The organism is Glutamicibacter uratoxydans, assembly GCF_006539925.1.
GTDB classification, from domain to species: Bacteria; Actinomycetota; Actinomycetes; order Actinomycetales; family Micrococcaceae; genus Glutamicibacter; species Glutamicibacter uratoxydans.
On the sequence record NZ_BJNY01000005.1, the window covers coordinates 54,112 to 69,929 of the forward strand.

The 15,818-nt window shown below is 56.7% G+C and carries 15 protein-coding genes; 9 read left to right on the top strand and 6 right to left on the bottom strand.

The genetic code is table 11. The features are described from left to right. Nucleotides 1-300 precede the first annotated feature (300 nt). Entirely contained in the window at nucleotides 301-2,778 is a 2,478-nt protein-coding gene (locus AUR04nite_RS04915) for an AAA family ATPase (protein ID WP_141362556.1), read from the bottom strand. Between the two features lie 1,186 nt (nucleotides 2,779-3,964). Here AUR04nite_RS04915 and AUR04nite_RS04920 point away from each other — a divergent pair. The 7 genes from AUR04nite_RS04920 (at nucleotide 3,965) to AUR04nite_RS04950 (ending at nucleotide 10,403) form a co-directional block, all read left to right on the top strand. Further along, nucleotides 3,965-4,420 (top strand): Rossmann-fold NAD(P)-binding domain-containing protein, encoded by a 456-nt coding sequence (locus AUR04nite_RS04920; protein WP_141362558.1) that lies wholly within the window; start codon nucleotides 3,965-3,967, stop codon nucleotides 4,418-4,420. Nucleotides 4,421-4,468: 48 nt separating this feature from the next. Next, complete coding sequence (locus AUR04nite_RS04925) at nucleotides 4,469-5,035, top strand: YdeI/OmpD-associated family protein (protein WP_141362560.1); 567 nt, start codon at nucleotides 4,469-4,471, stop codon at nucleotides 5,033-5,035. Nucleotides 5,036-5,160: 125 nt separating this feature from the next. Beyond that, a complete protein-coding gene (locus AUR04nite_RS04930; protein WP_141362562.1) occupies nucleotides 5,161-5,538 on the top strand; it encodes a hypothetical protein in 378 nt (125 codons plus the stop codon). Continuing rightward, nucleotides 5,531-7,030 (top strand): sensor histidine kinase, encoded by a 1,500-nt coding sequence (locus tag AUR04nite_RS04935; RefSeq protein ID WP_141362564.1) that lies wholly within the window; start codon nucleotides 5,531-5,533, stop codon nucleotides 7,028-7,030. Before AUR04nite_RS04930 ends, AUR04nite_RS04935 begins: the two co-directional genes overlap by 8 nt. A 2-nt stretch (nucleotides 7,031-7,032) precedes the next feature. Continuing rightward, nucleotides 7,033-7,692 (top strand): response regulator transcription factor, encoded by a 660-nt coding sequence (locus tag AUR04nite_RS04940; protein ID WP_141362566.1) that lies wholly within the window; start codon nucleotides 7,033-7,035, stop codon nucleotides 7,690-7,692. Further along, nucleotides 7,689-9,176 carry an SLC13 family permease gene (locus tag AUR04nite_RS04945; protein ID WP_141362568.1) on the top strand — a complete coding sequence of 496 codons (1,488 nt, stop codon included), beginning with the start codon at nucleotides 7,689-7,691 and terminating at the stop codon, nucleotides 9,174-9,176. Before AUR04nite_RS04940 ends, AUR04nite_RS04945 begins: the two co-directional genes overlap by 4 nt. A gap of 15 nt (nucleotides 9,177-9,191) precedes the next feature. Beyond that, nucleotides 9,192-10,403 carry a glycerate kinase gene (locus AUR04nite_RS04950; RefSeq protein WP_141362570.1) on the top strand — a complete coding sequence of 404 codons (1,212 nt, stop codon included), beginning with the start codon at nucleotides 9,192-9,194 and terminating at the stop codon, nucleotides 10,401-10,403. A 322-nt stretch (nucleotides 10,404-10,725) separates the two neighbouring features. Here the strand turns inward: AUR04nite_RS04950 and AUR04nite_RS04955 are convergent, their stop codons facing one another. Both AUR04nite_RS04955 and AUR04nite_RS04960 read right to left on the bottom strand, forming a co-directional pair. Then, nucleotides 10,726-10,992 (bottom strand): Txe/YoeB family addiction module toxin, encoded by a 267-nt coding sequence (locus tag AUR04nite_RS04955; protein ID WP_141362572.1) that lies wholly within the window; start codon nucleotides 10,990-10,992, stop codon nucleotides 10,726-10,728. Beyond that, complete coding sequence (locus tag AUR04nite_RS04960) at nucleotides 10,989-11,237, bottom strand: type II toxin-antitoxin system Phd/YefM family antitoxin (RefSeq protein WP_141362574.1); 249 nt, start codon at nucleotides 11,235-11,237, stop codon at nucleotides 10,989-10,991. Before AUR04nite_RS04960 ends, AUR04nite_RS04955 begins: the two co-directional genes overlap by 4 nt. Nucleotides 11,238-11,595: 358 nt before the next feature. On the opposite strand from AUR04nite_RS04960, the gene AUR04nite_RS04965 reads away from it, so the two are divergent. Then, nucleotides 11,596-12,513, top strand: coding sequence for an NAD(P)-dependent oxidoreductase (locus AUR04nite_RS04965; RefSeq protein WP_141362576.1), 918 nt, complete (start codon nucleotides 11,596-11,598; stop codon nucleotides 12,511-12,513). A gap of 43 nt (nucleotides 12,514-12,556) precedes the next feature. After that, on the top strand, nucleotides 12,557-14,089 hold the full coding sequence (locus AUR04nite_RS04970) for a deoxyguanosinetriphosphate triphosphohydrolase family protein (protein WP_141362578.1): 1,533 nt from the start codon (nucleotides 12,557-12,559) through the stop codon (nucleotides 14,087-14,089). Here AUR04nite_RS04970 and AUR04nite_RS04975 read toward each other — a convergent pair. The 3 genes from AUR04nite_RS04975 to AUR04nite_RS04985 form a co-directional block, all read right to left on the bottom strand. Further along, the gene (locus AUR04nite_RS04975) at nucleotides 14,086-14,565 is read right to left on the bottom strand and encodes a GtrA family protein (protein WP_141362580.1); all 480 of its coding nucleotides are present in this window, start codon (nucleotides 14,563-14,565) and stop codon (nucleotides 14,086-14,088) included. The genes AUR04nite_RS04970 and AUR04nite_RS04975 overlap by 4 nt on opposite strands. Before the next feature lie 249 nt (nucleotides 14,566-14,814). Continuing rightward, nucleotides 14,815-15,165, bottom strand: coding sequence for a HepT-like ribonuclease domain-containing protein (locus AUR04nite_RS04980; RefSeq protein ID WP_170184094.1), 351 nt, complete (start codon nucleotides 15,163-15,165; stop codon nucleotides 14,815-14,817). Beyond that, on the bottom strand, nucleotides 15,162-15,632 hold the full coding sequence (locus AUR04nite_RS04985; RefSeq protein ID WP_141362585.1) for a nucleotidyltransferase domain-containing protein: 471 nt from the start codon (nucleotides 15,630-15,632) through the stop codon (nucleotides 15,162-15,164). Before AUR04nite_RS04985 ends, AUR04nite_RS04980 begins: the two co-directional genes overlap by 4 nt. Between the last annotated feature and the right edge of the window lie 186 nt (nucleotides 15,633-15,818).

Sequence of the window (15,818 nt, forward strand, 5' to 3'; positions counted from 1 at the left end):
ATCCATGCAGCTCTCACAAAGAAATGTCGCGACGCCCAGTTGATTGCTCGGGAGCTTCAGAGAGGCTCACACACTGATGAAATTTACTCGAATATTTGAATATTCTCTTCCTTCTATTTTCGTCTCCTAACAAACTGGCGTTTAGTCCATCAAAATGCCTCGTGATGCAGGTTTCTAAGGCGCACCAGTCAGCAAAGCTGAGTCTGCATACCAGATCCGGATCAACTGATAATCGTTATTGACTATTACTCATTCCCACATATTCCCTATGATTCGCAAAGTCAACACCTCGAAGTCACGTTATACTCTTTCCGCGCCTTTCTGCCCAAGCAGGTCAGAGCACCAACTTTCAAGTGTTGGGATCGTGATATTGGATCCCTCTTCTAGATACGAAGTCACATGGTATGGCTGAAGCGTGAACATGACTGCAAGAACTTTGCGTACGTGTCGAATTTGCTCGTCAGTGTCTACCCCAGTAATGCCACCATAATCGCTCATCGCCGTAATCTGGTCCTCGGAATGGCTGTTTCCATGCAGGAACATTCGGTGTCCAGGTCCAAGGTCAACAATTAGCTCTGCACCCGACGTGGCTCGGGCATATTCGTCCGAAAGTGTTTGAGAAGGTATTGAGGACTCGTTGTAAATAAACGTTGAGAAGGCTTCAAGAACTCGTCGTGTTACATTCGCAATTGTCAGTGAAAGCACGTCGTCGACGCTCAGCTTGTCAGTAGCACTTCTCCACATTATGTTAATCAGTTTCCCATAATCGTTTTGTGCATCTAGCTTTCCATCGATGCGAACTAGACCATGACTCATATTAAGTTCGAATCTGGAGATGAGCTGACTTTTGACTTGGTTGAAACCCCAATTCCAATTTTCACCGCGTGCCTTTACGGCGTTCAGAAGTGACGTTACTGATGCTTTGTCGAGCTCCCGAGCTACACCGAGGTCGTGAGTCAAAAGAACCATTCGTACGCGTTCATGGCCACTTGTGAAGATGCGTTGCATCTGTGAACTTAAAAACCCGTGTATCCCAAGCCGATTATCCATATCCATACTTGAAACCGGGTCGTCGACCCCAATGATAAGCCATCGGTTCGAAGCCGTCCTTAGGAGCTCGTCAAGTCGTTTTCGTACCGAAATGAAAAAGTACGCCAAAGCCACAATATTGCGCTCACCTATCGACAACCTGTCTGGGCGAACGGCTCGACCTCTTGCGCGCAGGACATAATGTGGGTCTGCCTCTGGTGAAATACTCAGAGTAAGTGCAAGCCGTTCGTCTTCCGCAAAAATTGCACGCAACGAACTGTTGATGTCATCGACGGCAACTTGTGCATTCATGAGCTGGGCGGAGAGGTTTGCTTCTAGCTCCGCTGCGTCGACAAGTTTTTTGTCTTCCAGCTCGAAGGCGGCTTCCGCTTTCGACAGACGAACTTTTGCCTCAATAAAAGTCTTTACGAGAGAATCACACTCGATCCGTGCGGCAATAACGTTTTCGTCCTCCAGTTGTTTCTGTCGCTTCGCACGCTCCTGAATAGCTAAATCGATCTCGTTTGCGCGGGATTCAAGCGATAAAATACTTTCCATCAGGTCTTGAGTAGCTGCCTGCAAACATTCATTGTTCCAATGAACGACTGAATACATAGCAAGCTTCTTTGACTCGCAGGCCTCGTTCCACTTTTCAAGTTGCTGGTTCAACGTAACGCGAGCAGTATCAAATCTGGCGGCTTCGACGCTGAATCGCGAGTCGATTAGAGAAGTATCAAGAGTCACTAATGGCACTTTGGACCGGTCCAGTTTGTTACTGAACGCCATCGCTTCGTCGTCGATTGCAGATGAAATGGCTGCAACGAGTTGTTGCTTGTAGTTAGCAGAAGTATCCTGCAGACAGAGAGGGCAGCATGAAACGGCATCGTCTGCGAATAGATTCCGCGCACGGTGTACATCAGATGCAAAATCCTGTAATGCTTTGCCCACTTTCGCGGCAATTCCACTGCCCGTTGGAGCCTCTAGCGTTGTTTCGAGCAATTTACCGTCAATCGTCTGGGCAAAATTCTTGTCAAGCAATCCGACCCATGGCCGCTGGGGTACTTCTGAGTCGACAGTATCGAGAAACTCATCAATTCTATTAGAGAGTTCGGAAGTGAAATTGGCCGGGCGATCAGATCGAAAACTAGTCTTGGCGATTCTAGTAACAATCTCCTTACCGACAGGAGAAGCGCCTGAATTTCCACGAATTTTTTTCTGTCTCTGAGCCCAACCGAGTCTAAGAGATTTCTGAAGCGCATTAAAGGCGTGTAGTTCAGCCTGAATCGCTTCGTCATGTTCAGTCGTGGCGTCTTCCACGACTGAATTCTGAAGTTTGCGTGCAGTTTGGGCTCGTTCTAGTCTTTCTTGAACTTGCACCTGATCGCCAAATAGCACGACTGTCTCAAGGCCTTCACGTTTGAGCTTTACATGACGCTCAATGAATGACTCATTAAATACTAGGCTGTCTGTCTCCTCCGAAACAGAAGACTGATTATTTGCTTGAAAAAGTGGCATGACGTCGAGATCAATTGGATCAGCCGGAGACTCGGTCGGGTTCAGAGACTTCGGTGCCTGCTCGTAGCAGAGCATCGCAAGCGACTCACCGATAGTGCTCTTACCCGTTCCGTTTTTGCCGTAAACCACAGCAACGCGAGGCTGTTGGCGTTGTTTCTTTTCAGGAATCGGAAAGAACTCGATTTTCTCCGCTTCAACGTAGCAACGGCCTTTGACTTCAATACCTGTAAAGATTACTTTTCTCCTTCAAGATCTCGACCCCAGGGGCGTGCGTATAAGCAACAATGCGATAACAATAATTTTAATGCTTATGTGCAATCAGTATCATTATCCGATGATTCTACTGGTGTTCCTGCCGTATTCGCACGAACAAGCGGCAACACCTATTGAACAGATTAGTTATTCACGGTCTAACTGCCCTGTGCCCGGTTCGTAGGTTAGAGTACACCATTTCAATACTGCTCTATTTTACAATACTTAAAACTTATACAGCTGCCCAATTGTTGCCGCCAGAGTTACGAAAGTGGCATGGATAGAGATCAGTCATGAACTAGATCACGGGCTATTCTGTCACTTCGAAAATAGTCCGTTCAAGCCGCTAAGATCAATTTTATGTACAGAAAACTTTAAGCTTATGCCACTGCAATCATTAGCTTGAGTCTAACTTCTTGTAGCGCTCCAGTTCCTCAAGCGACGATGAATAAGCCCCCAGTCGAGAAACCGTCCACTAATCTTGAACAAACGCGAAACGACCGCGGGAACTACATTAAACAGCCCGGTGACGTTGTGCTCTGGGAAGATCGCTCCGGGGTGGAAGTCGCCAAATTTAGAGTCGATTGGACTAAAGCCAACCCCAAGTGCATGTACCCCGATTACCCAGAACCCCCAAAAGGTATTAAACGGATTGAAGTACATATGTCCGTAGAGACTACCAAGGAGTTGGATGCTTCTGGTGGGGTCGGCATCTCGTTCCTCCCGTTCGGATGGAAGTACATCAAATCCGACGGCTCAACTCATGGGGGGAGCTTATGCCAGCCAGTGGAATGTTATGCGAAACGGAGACTGGGATCTTACCGGACAATTTTGGCCCGGCAGAAAAAGGTAAAGGCAGTGTTGTCTTGGAAGTTTCATCACTTGACGGCACGTTGAGTTATGAATCGGGCAGAGGCATCGAATATGACCTAGAATCTGCCCTAAACAAGAAATGATTAGACCTATAGAAATCCGATTCCATGGTCCCAGAGCTACGACTCGCTCAAAATAGAAACGGCATAAATCTCAGGACAACTCACACGGACGCGAAAGCAGCCGCAGAGCATAACTGCGAGCAGACGCTGGCGAACGGCTGAGGATCATTCGTCTAGGGTTAATCGCCGGTCCAGGCGATCGCAGCGACCAGCTCGGCTACTGGATGAATCGAATGGCCTCAGACGATCCGGCTCTGGTCCCCGAGGACCTCTCCCGCCCGGTGCAATTCACTGACGTCCGAGACCTAGCGGGCGCCGTCGTCGCCGGCGAACTTCCACCCGTGCTCGATGCAGCGGGACCGATGATGAGTTTCGAGCAGTTCCTTCACGCAGCAGCACAGGTGGCAGTCTTCGATGGCGTACTTCGCCCGGCTTCGGATCGGTGTCTACTTGAGCACGGCGTGACATATTGGTCCGGAGAGCGGTCCTTACCGCTCTGGCTGCCGGAGGTAGACCAAAACATGCTCAATCGGGCGGGCAAACTCTTCACTACCACATTGCACTCGATGGATCAGACGCTCTCGGCGGTGCTGGAGGATGAACGGCTTCACAGCCTGCGGCGTAAGCGCCGTGCCGGACTGAGCCATGAGTTCGAACGCTCGCTCATTGAACAACTTGGCCACAAATGATGCCAGTTCCGCTCGTCGTTGACCCGATTATTAAGCACAATAGTTACCATGGACTATGACAACCCGCTGATTCTCAAAGACGCAGCCGCCTGGCGTGAGTGGCTGGACGAGAACGAAGAAACCAGCGATGGAGTGTGGCTGCTTGTAGCCAAAAAGGGCACCACAGAGCCGACTTCGCTGATGGTTGCCGATGCTCTGCAGGAAGCGTTATGCAGCGGGTGGATCGATGGCCAACGCCGCAGCCGAGATGAAACCACTTTCCTGCAGCGATACACTCCTCGTCGCAAGGCTTCAGTATGGTCCGAAAAGAACACACAGTTCGTGGCAGCACTGATCGAGCAAGGAAGAATGCGCCCACGTGGGCAAGCCGAAATCGACAAAGCCAAGGCAGACGGCAGGTGGGATCGCGCCTACCAAGGACAGGCCACAGCCCGCGTGCCCGAAGACCTGCAACGCGCCCTCGATGCGCACCCCTCAGCCAAAACCGCCTTCGAGGCGCTGAAGTCCCAGCCTCGCTATCACATCCTGCACCAGCTGATGATTGCAAAGACCGAGAAGACAAGGGCCGCACGTATCACTCGATTTATTTCCCAACTAAGCGAGGATCCAGAGTAACGCGCGCTGAATAAACAATTTCTTAGCAATTTTCACTGGCCTATTGGAAGCTTGACTAGGCTTGATGAAGATTTCTTTAAGCACTCTTCACACCCGTTTCACATTCGTAGACCATGATGAAACCTGTGAGGAAAAAACGAACTACTGCCCTAGTCATCGGGCTGCTGCTGATCCCCCTGGGACTGATCTTCGGAAGCCAGCTGCTGCTGGTCAACGACCAAATACCGGATGTACCGAAGAAACCGGTGGTCGTCAGCAATACGCCAAGCGCCACCCCGACTGCTACACCTTCGCCTTCTGCCAAGGCAAAGGACAGCAAAAAGAACGAGGACGACAAGGCAAAGCAGGAGACCAAGGCACCTAAGCCTAAGCCATCTGCCAAACCCGCACCGAAGCCCGCTCCGAAAGCTACCCAGGCTCCAAGGAAAAAAGCCACCCCAGCACCGGCTCCTCGCACCGCCGGCGACGATGATGACGACGATGGCGGCGATGACGATGACTAAGGCACCTGCAAAGATCCGCCAATCAAAGATCTCCGCCAGACTGCGCATCACCGGCTGGATTCTGCTCACCGCGACAATTGCCTTGGTAGCGGTCTCTGCTACGGCACGCAGCATCTCGCAGCTAGAGATTACGCACAGCGCCAATGAGGCGGTTGCTCAGGAAAGCGCGGAGTTCGTGCGTTTTGCCGAAACGGGCAGCAACCCGAGCACCGGTGGGGCTTTTGAATCAGTAGATCAGATGCTCAGCCTCTATGTACACCGTCAGTCGCTGACCACCGGTGAGAGCCTGCTGGCTGTAGTTGACCAAAAGGTCGTGGCTTCTGAAGGAGCGTCCACTGCTTGGGTGCGTTCTGGAACCAGTACCAGTGTGCTGCCTGAAGAGCTACGCCAGGTAATTGACGGCAATGAAACAGCCGGGGTGAGCAAGACCAAAGACGGCGCCCTGCACTGGGCACAGATCCCGGTCGAATTCGGTTCTCAGCGCGGCGCGCTGATCATCACTCAGTCAACCGACCAGGCAGTGGCTGCCCTGCAGCGCACCACCTTGGCCATGGGCTGGGTAGGGCTAGCCGGCCTGCTATTGACCTGTGGCATCTCGTGGCTGGTAGCAGGGCAGATCCTCAAGCCCATCCGCCAGGTACAGCAGGTGGCACAGGAGATTTCCACCAGAAACCTCACAGAGCGTGTGCCGGTCAACGGCAATGATGACATCGCCGCGGTGGCCACCACCTTCAACCACATGCTCGACAGGTTGCAGGCCATCTACGACACCCAGCAGCGCTTCGTTGATGATGCAGGCCATGAACTGCGCACGCCAATCACCATCGTGCGTGGACACCTTGAACTGCTCAGTGACGACCCCGCAGAACGGGCAGCCACACTGCGGCTGGTGGATTCCGAACTGGCACGCATGGGACGAATCGTCTCTGATCTGTTGGTGCTGGCCCGCTCCGAGCAGCCGAACTTCGTCAGACCTGCCGAAGCAGAGCTGGTGGAGCTGATGCTTGATATCGAAGCGAAGGTGCAGGTGCTCGGAGACCGGCGCTGGCAGCTGGTCCAGATTGCTGAGGGCACCGCCCAGCTCGATGCCCAGCGCATCACTCAGGCATTCCTCCAGCTGGCCACCAATGCCGTGCAGTACACGGCACCCGGAGACCGCATCCGCATGGGATCCAACTTCGAGGTCACCGAGGAGGGCGAGCACGTACTGCGCTTCTGGATCCACGATTCCGGGCCGGGCATTGCAGCGGCTGATGTCTCCAGCATCTTCGAGCGATTTGAACGCGGCGAGGGGCATCGTTCTGGATCCAACCCGCATGAGCGGGCAGGGGCCGGGCTTGGCCTTGCGATTGTGCGAACCATTGCCCATGCCCACCATGGGGCGGCCTGGGTATCCAGTGTGAAGGGTGAGGGCGCCCGCTTCGGCATTGACGTGCCAGCCTATGAACCAATGACCATCACGGCTCCGCTTGAGCTGGTGGAGAGGACTTAGAAATGCATATCTTGATTTGCGAAGACGACGCGCATATCGCCTCCTTCGTCAGCCGCGGGCTGCAGTCGGCCGGCTACCAGACGAGCATCGTAGGAGACGGGGCCTCCTGCCTGCTGATCGCCCGGCAGGGAGAGATCGACATGATCATCCTGGACATCGGACTGCCTGCAATGAACGGCTTCACCGTTCTTGAAACCCTGCGCGGCGAAGGCGTGCGCACCCCGGTGATCGTGCTGACTGCTCGAGACTCGGTATTCGACACCGTGGCAGGTCTGGAAGGCGGGGCGAATGACTACATGACCAAGCCCTTCCAGTTCGCGGAACTGCTGGCGCGGGTGAAGTTGCGCATCGGTGACGGGCAGGCGGAGCCTGCCATTGCCCAGCTGCTGACGCACAAAGATCTGAGCGTGGATGTTCGTTCCCGCAGGGTCACCACCTCCACCAAGGAAGTAGACCTGACCACCCGGGAGTTCGCACTACTGGAAGTGTTCGTGGAGCATGCCGGGCAAGTTCTCTCCCGCGACCAGCTGATTGCGCATATTTGGGGGCTGGACTTCGACCCGGCTTCCAATGTGGTGGACGTGTACGTGCGTAGCCTGCGCAATAAGATCGGCGCCGAACGCATTGAGACCATCCGCGGGGCGGGATACCGATTGAAATGACCGAGGTCTACTACCGCACCACACCGGCGAGCGCCCCGGCGCCGCAACAGCCCGGCAGGCAGAGCAAGCGGCGGCTGGGCTGGCTCCTTCCAGCGGCTCTTGCCTGCGCCAGCGGGCTGCTGGCCTTCGCGCCCGGCGGACCCGGAACCGCAGGAGCACTGACCCTTGGAATCTTCGCCATTGCGATCTGGGCGTGGACGTCCACGAAGCTTCCCGACACCTATGTGGCCCTGTGCGCCTGCCTGGCCCTGGTGGCTGTCGGCGCACTGGATACGCAGCAGCTGTTCTCTGCACTGGCGGATGACACGATCTGGCTGCTGCTCGGAGCGTTCCTGCTGGCCGGCGGCATCAGCGCCAGCGGGTTGGCTGACTATCTGGGCTTCAAGGTGATCTCCCGGGCGCGCACGGTGCGCCAGCTGTTCTATCTGGTGACCTTCGCGTTGTGTGCCACTGCCTTCGCGATCCCCGCCACCAGCGGGCGGGCGGCCTTGGCTCTGCCGATCTTCACCGTGCTGGCAGGCATCTTCGCCTCCCAACGTGCGGTGGTGGTGGGATTGAGTCTTTTGATTCCATCGGTGGTGCTGCTCTCCGCAGTGGCAACGCTGATCGGTGCAGGAGCGCATTTGATCACCAACCAGCTGCTGGCCGCGGCGGGGCTGGAGCCAATCAGCTTCCTGTATTGGATTGTGCTGGGAACACCGCTGGCGCTGGTTTCCGCGTTAGCAGCCTGCGAAATGATCCTGCGAATGCAGGTTCCGCGCGAGCAGCGTGGTTCGCTGGATGCTGAAACCCGCAGCCAGTTGGAAGTGCAGCGGGACAACACCTTGAGCCCAGCCATGCTTCGCGCGCTGGTAGTCCTGCTGGTGGTCATCAGCGGTTGGGCCAGTTCCCCGGCCACCGGCATCGACCCGGTGCTGATTGCACTGGTTGGCGCGGCGGTAATGAACTTCCCCGGCTTCACCGGGGCGGGCATCGGCGCCAGCATCAAGAAAACCCCGCTGAACATCCTGCTGTTCCTGGCCTTCACCCTGGCCTTGGGCACCGCGTTGAACAACACGGGCGCTGCCGGCTGGCTGGCATCAGTGATTTTTGCACCGCTGGGTTGGTTGGGTGCCGGCGGCTCGCTGGCAACAGTGGTGGTGCTGACGGTGCTCTCTCTGGCGGCGCACCTGGTCATCCAGTCCCGTTCGGCCCGTTCCGCGGTGCTGATCCCGCTGATCATTCCCTTGGCCATGAGCCAGGGACTGAATCCCGTGGCGTCTGCCTTCCTGTCCACCGCGGCGGCAGGCTTCTGCCACACGCTGACCAGCAGCGCCAAACCTGTGGCACTGTTCAGCGACATCCCCGATTCCCCAAGCTTCTCCCCCGCCGAGCTTCGAAGCTTTGCAACACGCTTCGCACCGGTCATGTTCGCCCTGTTGATGCTGTTCAGCTGGCTGATCTGGCCGGCGCTCGGACTGAACATCCTTTCCCCCACCCCCTAAGAAGGAGCAAGAACCATGGCTATGATCGTTCCCCAACGCATTTTGATCGCCCCCAGCGGTTTCAAGGAATCCCTAGATGCCAGCACCGTGGCCTCGGCCATCGCCGCCGGGGTGCGCCGCATCCTGCCCGGCGCGCAGCTGGTGCAGATGCCCATTCCCGACGGAGGCGAAGGCACCGTGGCTGCCATTGCCGCCAGCACCGGAGGCCAGGTGTTCACCGAGACTGTCACCGGGCCGGTGGGCCAGGAAGTCACCGCTGGCTGGGTGATGATCCAACAGTCAGGACAACGCACCGCGGTGTTGGAAATGGCTTCCGCAGCAGGGCTTTCGCTGGTTCCCCGCGAACTGCGCAACCCGACTACTACGACCACCTATGGCGTGGGCCAGCTGATTGCCGCGGCACTGGATGCCGGAGCCGAACGCATTGTGCTCGGCTGCGGAGACTCGGGCACCAGCGACGGCGGCGCCGGAGCCCTGATGGCCTTGGGCGTGCGCATCCTGGACAAGCAGGGCAAGGACATCGGGTTCGGCGGGCGGGCGCTGCGCCGGGCGGCATCGCTAGATGCCGGCGGCCTGCATCCGCGGTTGAACGAAGTGCCGATTACCCTTGCCTGCAACATCCACAACGTGCTGTGCGGCGAACGCGGCGTGGCACGAGTCTTCGGTCCGCAGAAGGGGGCCACCCCAAAGCAGGTGGCCAAGCTGGAGGCAGGGTTGGAGAACTGGGCCGAACTGCTTGAACGCGAAGCCCTTTTCGTGCAAGGCAAGGATTTGAAGTACGGCGCTGGCACCGGTGCTTCTGGTGGCCTGGGTGTGGGCATGAGCGCAGTACTGGGGGCCGAACTGGGCGGACGTTTTGACGTGCTGCTGGATTCTGGCATGGCTGGCATCGACTTGGATGCAGCCCTGCAGCAAGTTGATCTGGTGATCACCGCCGAAGGTGCCATCGACTTCCAGACTCCACATGGCAAGGTTCCTGCAGAAGTCGCAGCCCGTGCCCAGCGTGCAGGTGTCCCTGTCCTCGGACTGGCCGGCACCCTTGGTCAAGGCGCTCCGAGCGTCCATGAAATTGGCATCGATGCACTGGCCTCAATTATGACCCTGCCCATGCCTTTGGCCGAGGCAGTGGAGTGCGGCGAGCAGCTGCTCATCGATGCAGCCGAGCGCACCATGCGCTTGGTGCTTCTGGGATCCGCAATGGCGGCGCGTGGAGAGCAGATGGCGTAGCCGGATAAGAGATTTAGCCCTGCGGACACGGGTCATTCGTGTCTGCAGGGCTGGAGCTGTTAACCAACTGCAGTGATTTCTGCTGTTGCCCGCCAACAGGTTGGTGACGGTCCACCGGCCCGGGTGCGGCATTACTCGTAATACTGTCTTGTCCGAGTGGTGTTTAGGCTAGGTCCGACGCAGTGACTACCCAGCTGGCGGTTTCATGGTTCAAGGCCCGCGTGACGGGGCGGATCTGCTGTGAGCTGTTGCTACCGTTCAATCCTGGCGCATAGGACACTGACGAACATTGCAAGTTACATTCTTCCGCTAGCGATTCAGTTCAGTAGTGGTATTTTGCCTGAAGAATGGTCACCGAGTGGTCATCAGCAACATAAACCAACCGGTTAACTTCATCAATACGTCTTGACCAAGCGCCAGCCAGCGCGTGCTTCAGCGGTTCAGGTTTTCCTATACCTTCAAAAGGATCATCCCGCAGCACGTCTTCAATGAGAAGATTGATACGTTTGAGCGTTTTGCGGTCCTGGGTCTGCCAGTAAAGATAGTCGTCCCACCCATTAGCAGTCCAAGTTAATAGTCTGCTGCTCACGGTTCGATAAGCTCGTGCTCTACCGTATGTCCATCTCGTGCCGATTCGAGTGCAGCGAGCAGGCGTACTGCATTCTTAGGTGAGCGCAAAAGATAGCTTGTCTCGACGAGGGAATCGTATTCTTCTTTTGACATAAGCACTGCAGACCCGCGCTTGGACATGATCTCAACTTCAGTTTGATCCAGATTCACGCGCTCGATGAGACCAAAGAGATCGCGGCGTGCTTCGGTGGCTGTGATTGCCATTTCGCCTCCTAGTGGTACTAGATATGGTACCACTAGGGAACTAAAGTCCATAGCTATGAGGACCACATCTGACAAGGCGCTGCTTCACCGGCGCAATAGATCACCCCTTTTCTCCTGATCCATTTATTAGATTTTTTGAAAGCCCACCAATGCGGCGAAGGCCACGAGTGCAGACATTGGCGTTCCTTGTCCAGCGGTTATCTCTTTAGCGGCGGCGAGTAAGCCAGTAAATACTTGTTGGAATGTTCCAGACGTGGTCAAGTATCAGGAAGGATCTCGTACACCACTCGACCACAACTATGAACAACGCTCCTGCAGCGGTCAGAATGGAGAAGAGCGAAAGGACCCGACTGCACAGATGGCATTACGTGTACTACTCCCCTGGCAAGACCTGGTTGACAGGCTGCAGGTTCCGGGCATCGAGCCGATCTTGTGGCACATCAACGACGACCCTCATGATGCGCCGCCCGCCGACATGCTGGTCACCGAACGGCCCAGCAACCCGCTGATGCGTTCAAGGGTCTCGCGCATCAAAGGGTTGAAGCATGTCCATCTGCTGTCCATCGGCTACGAATGGGTGCTGGAGCATCTGCCAGAGCAGGTGGCATTGACCAATTCCAAGGGCGCAGTGGAAGATGCCACCGCCGAACACTGCCTCGCCCTAATCCTGGCTTCCCTGCGCCAGCTGCCCTTGGCGGGAGAACGGCAGCGCGGGCACAACTGGGTGAGGACCTGGACCTCATCTCTGCATGGTTCGAATGTTGTGGTCCTGGGCGCCGGCGGCGTTGGCACTGCAATCACCAGCCGCATCCAACCGTTCAATCCTGCCTCGCTGGTCGGCTACGCCCGCACCGCACGCATCAGCGGCAACGGAACCGAGGTCAGAAGCCTTGACCGGCTCGCGGCAGACTTGCCGCAAGCCGACGTCGTTGTGGTGGCCTTGCCCCATACAAATGACACCGAAAAGTATGTGGGCCGGGATTTCTTGTCATTGATGAAAGACGGAGCGCTGCTGGTCAATGTGGGCCGCGGCCCCATCGTGGACACCGAAGCACTGCTGCCGGAGCTTCAGTCCGGCCGGCTGCACGCGGCCTTGGATGTCACAGATCCTGAGCCGCTGCCGGAAAACCACGCACTGTGGGATGCCCCGAACTGCATCATCACTCCGCATATGGCTGGAGATACCGGACAGTTCATCTCGCTGGTTTCGCAAATGGCCATCGACCAGGTCACCTGCATCGCCGCCGGGAAGAAAACTTTCAACGTCGTCAGCTAGTTCCGCTGCAGATCTGGATTGATCCCCTAGGCTGGTTTTTACCATGGAAGCAAGGGTCAAGACACATGTCACCGGCGGTCGCGAACGCGCCATCGCCGAAGTTCAGCGCGAGGGTGAAGACGAGTTCCGCGTCGATATTGAACGCATCCGCTTCTCGCCGTATTTTTCGCGCCTTTCCTCGGTCACGCAGGTCATTCCGCAGGCAGGCTCCGGAACGCTGGTCCACAACCGGCTGACGCATTCGCTGAAGGTTTCAGCCGTTGCGCGTTCCATCGCCATCCGGCTGCGCACCTCCGATGAGAAGACCCGCAGCCTCGTCGAGCATCTGGGCGGCTGCGATCCTGTGGTGGTGCAGGCGGCGGCCGCCGCCCACGATTTGGGCCACCCGCCCTTCGGCCATCTTGGAGAGCAGGAACTTGACCGCGTGGCCCGCGGCTTCCTGCGCCTGCCCGACGGCTTCGAAGGCAACGCCCAGACCTTCCGCATCCTCACCGCCTTGGACAGCTGCGATGCCACCGCACGCGGCATGAACCTGACCAGGGCAGTGCGGGCCGCAGTGCTGAAGTACCCGTGGACCCGCAATGAGTGGCGCGCCCTGGCCCCGCTGTCCCCGGAGCTGCTGCCCCGCGGCGTCGGCACCGACCCGGCCGCCGGTGCCTTGAAGTATTCGGCCTATGACATTGAAGCCCACGAGATGGGTGATGTGCTCTCGGTCTTCCCGACCATCGCCAAGCACCAGCAGACCATCGAAAGCTCCGTCATGGACATTGCTGACGACATTGCTTATGCGGTGCATGATCTGGATGACTTCTACCGCGCGGGAGTATTGCAGTACACCAGCGTCTCCGCCGAGCTGCGCGCCTGGCTGGAGAATACCGCCGGCCTCGCCGCCCTGAAGCAGGTGGAGCTAGACGCCCGTAGGCCGGGCCATGCCTTGGAACTGACCTGGCGCCGGGCCCTGGCCAAGGATCCATGGGTGGCAAACCCTGAAGCCTTCCGGGACTCGGTGCAGCGCGTGGGCCACGACCTGGTCGATGGCCTGCTGGCGGTTCCCTACAACGGCGGCTTGGGTGCAGACCGGGCGGTCACGGCATTCACCCGGCGCTGGATCGACAGGCTGCAGGAATCTGTCATCGTGGAGGAGAATCCGACGATCCGCAGCGGACATGTCCGGCTAGGCGATGCCGCCTGGCATGACGTGATCGTCTTGAAGTTCGTGCATGCCCGCTTTGTGCTGGAGCGTCCCGATCTTGCCGTGTACCAGCGCGGGCAGACCCGGATCATCCGTTCGCTGGCTGAAGGATTCCACAACTGGCTCAACGACGTCCAAGATGCCGGGCGCGCACCGCGCCGTCTACTGGATTCAGTGGAAGCAACCACCGAAGAATACAAGCAGCTCAAGGAACGGTCTCCCGAGCATTTCAGGCAAGCCAGCCCGCACGAGGTGCAGCGCTTAGGCCAGGCCCGGGCAATCGTTGACTACATTGCCTCATTCACGGACGCCCAGGCAGTGTCGCTGAATGCGCTGCTGACCGGAACCTCGGACAACCTGTGGGAGGCAGGGCGCGGGCTCTAGGCCGCGAGCTCGACTTTTTCTTCTGCCTTGGCGTCTTCAGGGAAGACGAACTTGTGCAGTGCCCACCAACGGAACACCATGGCAATGGCGGTGCCGATGACCGGGCCGGAGATGAAGTCTGCGGTTTCCTGCGCGAGGAAGGAAATGTTTGGGGTGTGCAGCCCGAAGACCCAGCGCGAAACATACAGCGGGGCGGAGTTGATGATGATGCCCAGGCCTGAAACGACGAAGAATCCAATGAACTGGATGCGCTTGCGGTAAGCGTCGTTGCGGTCTTGGAAGGTGTACTGGCGTGAAAGAACATAGGAGACCACTGTCGCCACGGTGTTGGCGATCAAGAAGGCAGTGGTTGGATGTGCTTCAAGCACGGTGAACTTCAAGCCGTAGTTCACTGCAAGGGTGACGATGAAGCAAAATCCGCCGACTCCGAGGAAACGCAGAGCACGGACAACCACAGGGTTTTCACGCAGGGACATACTTCTCCTGAACTGGACAACAGCGAAAAACATCGCCTAACGAACTAATTTTAGTGTTAGTCAGTGGCCATAGACAAAGAGTTGGCTGAAAATAGCCTGTTTGAGCTCTTGTTACCCGCGTGTAAAAACCCGTGTTCACACGGCACGATGAACACTATGTGAGCTTGCGCGCATGCGAGTTCTTAAAGGCAATTTCTCCGATGCTGCTGGTAGTCTGACGGCAAAAACTTCGCCAAATCGCGACCAGGCTCAGGTGCCTACAACACGATGGGCCACAGATATTCGCTCCGCCAGATCCTTGTTCAGCGTCGGCAATGCGACAGAAATCGTCTGCCAAACCAGTTCACGGTCGATGACGTCGTATCCGTGAATCAGCCAGTTGCGCATGCTCACCACGCGATGCCAAGGAACACTTGCAGGATCAGGTTCATCAAGCCTCGAAAGCCGATTAGCAGCTTCGCCGATCCGCATCAAAAGTGCATCACAAGCATCTTGCACCAGTGGCTCGGCATAAGACTCGACCCCTCGTTCTGTATAAAGAGCGATCTGCTTCAGCCGTTGGTCTAAATGTAGGTACTCTTTGGCGACTGCACGTTTCACGACAATGGCTTCAGGTCTCGGAGAATGTCGTCGTCAATTTTGGGCTTCAAGCCATTGTAGGAAACCAGATCTACCGGGCGTCCCAAGATCGAAGTGCATAGCTCGGAAAACGCAATAAGCTCAAAAAGATCTGCATCTTTTGCCGGCCTAATGATCAAATCGACATCTGAGTCTGGTCCAGCTTCGCCTCTGGCAACTGATCCGAAAACGGCAAGATCGCTAAAGCCTCGATCTGAGGCAAGCGAAACTAGAATCGGAGCGGCTGCTCTCACTAGGTCAGCGGATGAAATGTCGTCCAGAGACATTTTCAGCTGCTGGGAAATAGCTGGTTGGCTTATGCCGAGCAGATCGGCAATCTGCTGTTGAGAATGACCAGCTGCTCGAAGACCGCGAAGTGCCATGACACGACGAAGCCGTGCAAGCTTCTCTTCGTGTTGCGCCTGCGAGTAGAGCTGAACAACGTCCATAAGTAAACCTTATAATCATCGAGCAACTCTGTGAACCGCTCCTAGACATTAAGTGTCATCGGGTTCGAGATACCTTGACTGCGCATACTTGTCGACCGGCAAAGGCTACCCCGCTGCGAAAGTCCCACAGGTTGTGGGACAGTTGGCTCCATGTCCCGTTTGTCAGGCCCAAATGTGGAGAAGCAA

What these genes read in the sequence shown, in the direction of transcription:
- AUR04nite_RS04920 (WP_141362558.1), top strand. Translation starts at nt 3,965, where the DNA reads ATGGCCTCAGACGATCCGGCTCTGGTCCCCGAGGACCTCTCCCGCCCG.
- AUR04nite_RS04950 (WP_141362570.1), top strand. Translation starts at nt 9,192, where the DNA reads ATGGCTATGATCGTTCCCCAACGCATTTTGATCGCCCCCAGCGGTTTC.
- AUR04nite_RS04940 (WP_141362566.1), top strand. Translation starts at nt 7,033, where the DNA reads ATGCATATCTTGATTTGCGAAGACGACGCGCATATCGCCTCCTTCGTC.
- AUR04nite_RS04935 (WP_141362564.1), top strand. Translation starts at nt 5,531, where the DNA reads ATGACTAAGGCACCTGCAAAGATCCGCCAATCAAAGATCTCCGCCAGA.
- AUR04nite_RS04985 (WP_141362585.1), bottom strand. Translation starts at nt 15,632, where the DNA reads ATGGACGTTGTTCAGCTCTACTCGCAGGCGCAACACGAAGAGAAGCTT.
- AUR04nite_RS04975 (WP_141362580.1), bottom strand. Translation starts at nt 14,565, where the DNA reads ATGTCCCTGCGTGAAAACCCTGTGGTTGTCCGTGCTCTGCGTTTCCTC.
- AUR04nite_RS04960 (WP_141362574.1), bottom strand. Translation starts at nt 11,237, where the DNA reads ATGGCAATCACAGCCACCGAAGCACGCCGCGATCTCTTTGGTCTCATC.
- AUR04nite_RS04965 (WP_141362576.1), top strand. Translation starts at nt 11,596, where the DNA reads ATGGCATTACGTGTACTACTCCCCTGGCAAGACCTGGTTGACAGGCTG.
- AUR04nite_RS04925 (WP_141362560.1), top strand. Translation starts at nt 4,469, where the DNA reads ATGGACTATGACAACCCGCTGATTCTCAAAGACGCAGCCGCCTGGCGT.
- AUR04nite_RS04945 (WP_141362568.1), top strand. Translation starts at nt 7,689, where the DNA reads ATGACCGAGGTCTACTACCGCACCACACCGGCGAGCGCCCCGGCGCCG.
- AUR04nite_RS04970 (WP_141362578.1), top strand. Translation starts at nt 12,557, where the DNA reads ATGGAAGCAAGGGTCAAGACACATGTCACCGGCGGTCGCGAACGCGCC.